The sequence below is a fragment of the Streptomyces sp. MBT65 genome, from assembly GCF_016612545.1.
GTDB lineage: Bacteria > Actinomycetota > Actinomycetes > Streptomycetales > Streptomycetaceae > Streptomyces.
Genome location: NZ_JAENRY010000449.1, coordinates 1 through 4,766, shown reverse-complemented (window position 1 = coordinate 4,766; position 4,766 = coordinate 1). Strand labels below are relative to the sequence as shown.

Here is a 4,766-nt window from a genome sequence, read left to right as displayed (position 1 = left end):
CCCCCACCCGGACGACTCCCTCGGCCGCTTCGTCCCGGTGGAAGGCTCCGTGCCCACCACCCCGCATCTCGCGCCGACCCCGCCGCACCCCCTGACCCTTCCCCAGGAGGAGCAACCGGTCGGTCCGGAGGAAGGGTTCGCCGCCGTCCCCGCCCCCCGCGAGGCCGACGCCGACCCCGACCTCGAACCGGAACTCGTACAGCACGCGGACGACCTGGAGACCCGGGCAGCCGATCAGGAAGAAGAGAGCACGGCCGTAGTGGAAGACGTACGAGAGTCCACCGGCCCCGCCGCGCCCGCCTACGACGACGTCGAGCGCGAGGCCGTGCTGAAGGTGATGCGGGAGCGTCGGGACATCCGCAACGGCTTCCGCAGTGACCCGATCCCGCACGACGTGCTGCTGCGCGTGCTGGAGGCGGCGCACACCGCGCCGTCCGTCGGGCACTCCCAGCCGTGGGACTTCGTGGTCATCCGCTCCGCCGACACCCGCCGCAGCATGCACGAACTGGCCGAGAGCCAGCGCGAGGCGTACGCGAAGTCGCTGCCCAAGGGCAGGGCGAAGCAGTTCAAGGAACTGAAGATCGAGGCCATCCTCGACACCCCGGTGAACATCGTCGTCACCGCCGACCCGACGCGCGGCGGCCGCCACACCCTGGGCCGGCACACGCAGCCGCAGATGGCGCCGTACTCCGCCGCCCTCGCCGTCGAGAACCTGTGGCTCGCGGCCCGTGCCGAGGGCCTCGGGGTCGGCTGGGTCAGCTTCTTCGACGAGCGCGAGATGGTCCGCGCGCTCGGGCTGCCGGAGCACCTGGAGGTCATCGCGTACCTCTGCGTCGGCTACGTCGACGAGTTCCCGGAAGAGCCCGAGCTGATGCAGGCCGGCTGGTCCAAGCGCCGCCCGCTGTCCTGGGTCGTGCACGAGGAGACGTACGGCCGCCGCGCCCTGCCCGGCGAGGACCCGCACGACCTGCTCGCCGAGACCGTCGCCGGGATCCGCCCGCTGGACGCGAAGGCGCTCGGCGAGGCGTGGGAGCGGCAGAAGCGGATGACGAAGCCGCCGGGCTCCCTCGGCATGCTGGAGATCATCTCCGCGCAGCTCGCCGGTCTTTCCCGGCAGTGCCCGCCGCCGATCCCGGAGCCTGCGGCCGTCGCGATCTTCGCGGGCGACCACGGTGTGCACGCGCAGGGCGTCACGCCCTGGCCGCAGGAGGTCACGGCCCAGATGGTCGCCAACTTCCTTGGCGGCGGCGCCGTTTGCAACGCCTTCGCGAGCCAGGTGGGCGCCGAGGTGTGCGTGGTGGATGTGGGCGTGGCGTCCGAACTCCCCGCCACACCAGGCCTGTTGCCCCGCAAGATCCGTGCCGGTACGTCCGACATGACGACTGGCCCGGCGATGACCCGCGAGGAGGCCAAGCAGGCCATCGAGGTGGGCATCGAGACGGCCCGCGACCTCGTCGCGGCCGGCAACAGGGCTTTGCTGACAGGTGAGATGGGCATCGCGAACACCACCGCGTCCGCCGCCCTCATCTCGGTGTTCACGGACACCGACCCCGCCGAGGTCACCGGCCGGGGCACCGGCATCAACGACGAGACCCTCGCCCGCAAGACGGAGGTCGTGCGCCGCGCGATCGACCTCCACCAGCCGGACCCGGCCGACCCCATCGGCGTGCTCGCCGCGATCGGCGGCTTCGAACACGCGGCGATGGTCGGCCTGTTGCTCGGCGGTGCGTCCTTGCGTACGCCGGTGATCCTGGACGGCGTCAGCGCGGGTGCCGCGGCTCTCGTGGCCCGAGCGATCGCCCCCGAGGTCCTCGCGGCCTGCATCGCGGGCCACCGCAGCGCCGAACCCGGCCATGTGGCCGCCCTCAACAAGCTCGGCCTGCGCCCGCTGGTCGATCTCGACCTCCGCCTCGGCGAGGGCACGGGCGCGCTGCTCGCGCTGCCGCTGGTGCAGAGCACGGCGCGGGCGATGCACGAGGTGGCGACGTTCGACTCGGCGGGCGTCACCGAGAAGTAGCCCCGTACCGGGGGTGGGGTCGGCAGGCGCTCCGTCGCGCCCGCCCCACCCCCGCCGTACGCTGAACGCACTCTAAAATCCGCACGTCAGGGCTGCTCCAGTGCCGTAGCGCCCACCGCACGCCCGTCCGAGGAGCCGCACCCTCATGGCCGAACACCCCGCCTACCCCGTAGGCCTCCGCCTCACCGGCCGCAGGGTCGTCGTCCTCGGCGGCGGCCAGGTCGCCCAGCGCCGCCTCCCGGCGTTGATCGCGGCGGGCGCGGACATCACCCTCGTGTCCCCCGAGGCGACCCCCTCCGTCGAGGCGATGGCGGACGCGGGCGAGATCGCCTGGGAGCGTCGCCCGTACGCGGAGGGCGACCTCGCGAACGCCTGGTACGCGCTGATCGCCACCACGGACCCGGAAGCGAACAGCCGGGCCTCCGCCGAAGCCGAGACGAACCGCGTCTGGTGCGTCCGCTCCGACGACGCCGACCAGGCCACCGCATGGACCCCGGCGACGGGCCACAGCGAGGGCGTGACGGTCGCCGTCCTCACCACGGACGCCCGCGGCCGCGACCCCCGCCACACCGCCGCCATCCGCGACGCGGTCGTCGCGGGCCTGCGCGACGGCACCCTCGTCGCCCCCCACCACCGCACCCGCACCCCGGGCGTCGCCCTCGTCGGCGGCGGCCCCGGCGACCCGGACCTGATCACGGTCCGCGGCCGCCGCCTCCTCGCCGAGGCCGACGTCGTCATCGCCGACCGCCTCGGCCCCCGCGACCTCCTCGCCGAACTCCCCCCGCACGTCGAGGTGATCGACGCGGCGAAGATCCCCTACGGCCGGTACATGGCCCAGGAGGCCATCAACAACGCCCTGATCGAACACGCCAAGCAGGGCAAGTCCGTCGTACGACTGAAGGGCGGCGACCCTTACGTCTACGGCCGTGGCATGGAGGAGGTCCAGGCGCTCGCGGAGGCCGGCATCCCGTGCACGGTGGTGCCCGGCATCTCCAGTTCGATCTCGGTGCCGGGCGCGGCCGGCATCCCGGTCACCCACCGAGGTGTCGCACACGAGTTCACGGTGGTCAGCGGCCATGTAGCACCTGACGACGAGCGTTCGCTGGTCGACTGGCCCTCCCTCGCGAAGCTCACCGGCACCCTCGTGGTCCTCATGGGCGTCGACAAGATCGGGAAGATCGCCGAGACCCTGATCGCGCACGGCAAGCCGGCCGACACCCCGGTCGCCCTGGTCCAGGAGGGCACGACGGCCGCCCAGCGCCGGGTGGACGCGACCCTCGCGACGGTCGGCGAGACCGCACGCACCGAGGATGTGAAGCCGCCGGCGGTGATCGTCATCGGCGCGGTGGTCACCGTAGGCCCGAGGACATCCGTGTAATCCGCGGCATCCGAGTAACCCCGGGTAACACAACCCGTTCCCAGCCGTTGGCACCACACCCAGGACAAGGCAGTATCACCCTGTGGCCGATCTCATCACCGTTGAGGATCCCGACGACCCGCGCCTGCGTGATTACACGGGCCTGACCGACGTAGAGCTGCGCCGCAAGCGCGAACCGGCCGAGGGCCTGTTCATCGCCGAGGGCGAGAAGGTCATCAGACGGGCCAAGGACGCGGGCTACGAGATGCGTTCGATGCTGTTGTCCGCGAAGTGGGTCGACGTCATGCGGGACGTCATCGACGAACTCCCCGCCCCCGTCTACGCGGTGAGCCCGGAACTGGCCGAACGCGTCACCGGCTACCACGTGCACCGGGGCGCGCTGGCCTCCATGCAGCGCAAACCCCTCCCCACGGCACTCGAACTCCTCCAGACCACCCGCAGGGTCGTCGTCATGGAGTCGGTCAACGACCACACCAACATCGGCGCGATCTTCCGCTCGGCGGCGGCGCTGGGCATGGACGCGGTCCTGTTGTCCCCCGACTGCGCGGACCCGCTCTACCGCCGCAGCGTGAAGGTCTCGATGGGCGCGGTCTTCTCCGTCCCCTACGCCCGTCTCGACAGCTGGCCCAAGGGCCTGGAGTCGGTCCGCGAGGCGGGCTTCACGCTCCTCGCGCTCACCCCCGACGAGAAGGCGAAGAGCCTCGACGAGGCGGCCCCGCACCGCATGGACCGGGTGGCCCTGATGCTCGGCGCGGAGGGCGACGGGCTCTCCACCCAGGCCCTGGTGGCCGCCGACGAATGGGTCCGCATCCCGATGGCCCACGGCGTCGACTCCCTCAACGTGGGCGCCGCCGCTGCCGTAGCCTTCTACGCGGTGGCCACCGGCCGCCCCGAACTCTAGGAGCACGCTTGGCCCAGCGCGAGGCGATCGTCGCCGTCCTCCGGCGGGCGGACCGCGTCCTGGTCATCCGCCGGGGCCCCGACTCGGCGCGCTCCGGCTACTGGGCCCCACTCAGCGGCAAGCTGGAACCGGGGGAGACCCAGGAGGAGGCCCTGGTCAGAGAGGTCCACGAGGAAGTCGGCCTCGCGGTCTCCCCCCTGTCGAAGGTCTGGGAGTCCCAGGCGGACGACGGCCGCTTCCGCCTCCACTGGTGGACCGCCACCGAAACCGGCAACGGCACGATCGTCCCCGACCCGGCCGAGGTCTCCGAGGTCCGCTGGGTCACCCCGACCGAGTTCCTGACCCTCGCCCCGCTCTTCGACGCGGACAGAGAGTTTTTCGAACACGTGCTGCCGGGTCTGTAAGCGCGACAAGGCAAGGCCAGCATGACTCAGCCCGTCCGGCGTTTGAGGACGAGGCCCCTTCAGGGC

General features: G+C 72.1%; 4 protein-coding genes. All 4 read left to right on the top strand.

The features are described 5' to 3' along the window. The coding region (gene cobT / locus JHN63_RS47795; protein ID WP_200691405.1) for a nicotinate-nucleotide--dimethylbenzimidazole phosphoribosyltransferase at positions 1-2,017 on the top strand (2,017 nt) is incomplete at its 5' end. Between the two features lie 145 nt (positions 2,018-2,162). Continuing rightward, positions 2,163-3,395, top strand: a complete 1,233-nt coding sequence (cobA, locus tag JHN63_RS47790) for a uroporphyrinogen-III C-methyltransferase (protein ID WP_200691404.1) — start codon at positions 2,163-2,165, stop codon at positions 3,393-3,395. 82 nt (positions 3,396-3,477) lie between these two features. Continuing rightward, positions 3,478-4,296 (top strand): RNA methyltransferase, encoded by an 819-nt coding sequence (locus tag JHN63_RS47785; protein WP_200691403.1) that lies wholly within the window; start codon positions 3,478-3,480, stop codon positions 4,294-4,296. An 8-nt stretch (positions 4,297-4,304) separates the two neighbouring features. Next, complete coding sequence (locus JHN63_RS47780; protein WP_200691402.1) at positions 4,305-4,700, top strand: NUDIX domain-containing protein; 396 nt, start codon at positions 4,305-4,307, stop codon at positions 4,698-4,700. Positions 4,701-4,766 lie beyond the last annotated feature (66 nt).

Excerpts from the sequence above, each read along its gene's own strand:
- cobA (WP_200691404.1), top strand. The coding sequence starts at position 2,163 with ATGGCCGAACACCCCGCCTACCCCGTAGGCCTCCGCCTCACCGGCCGC.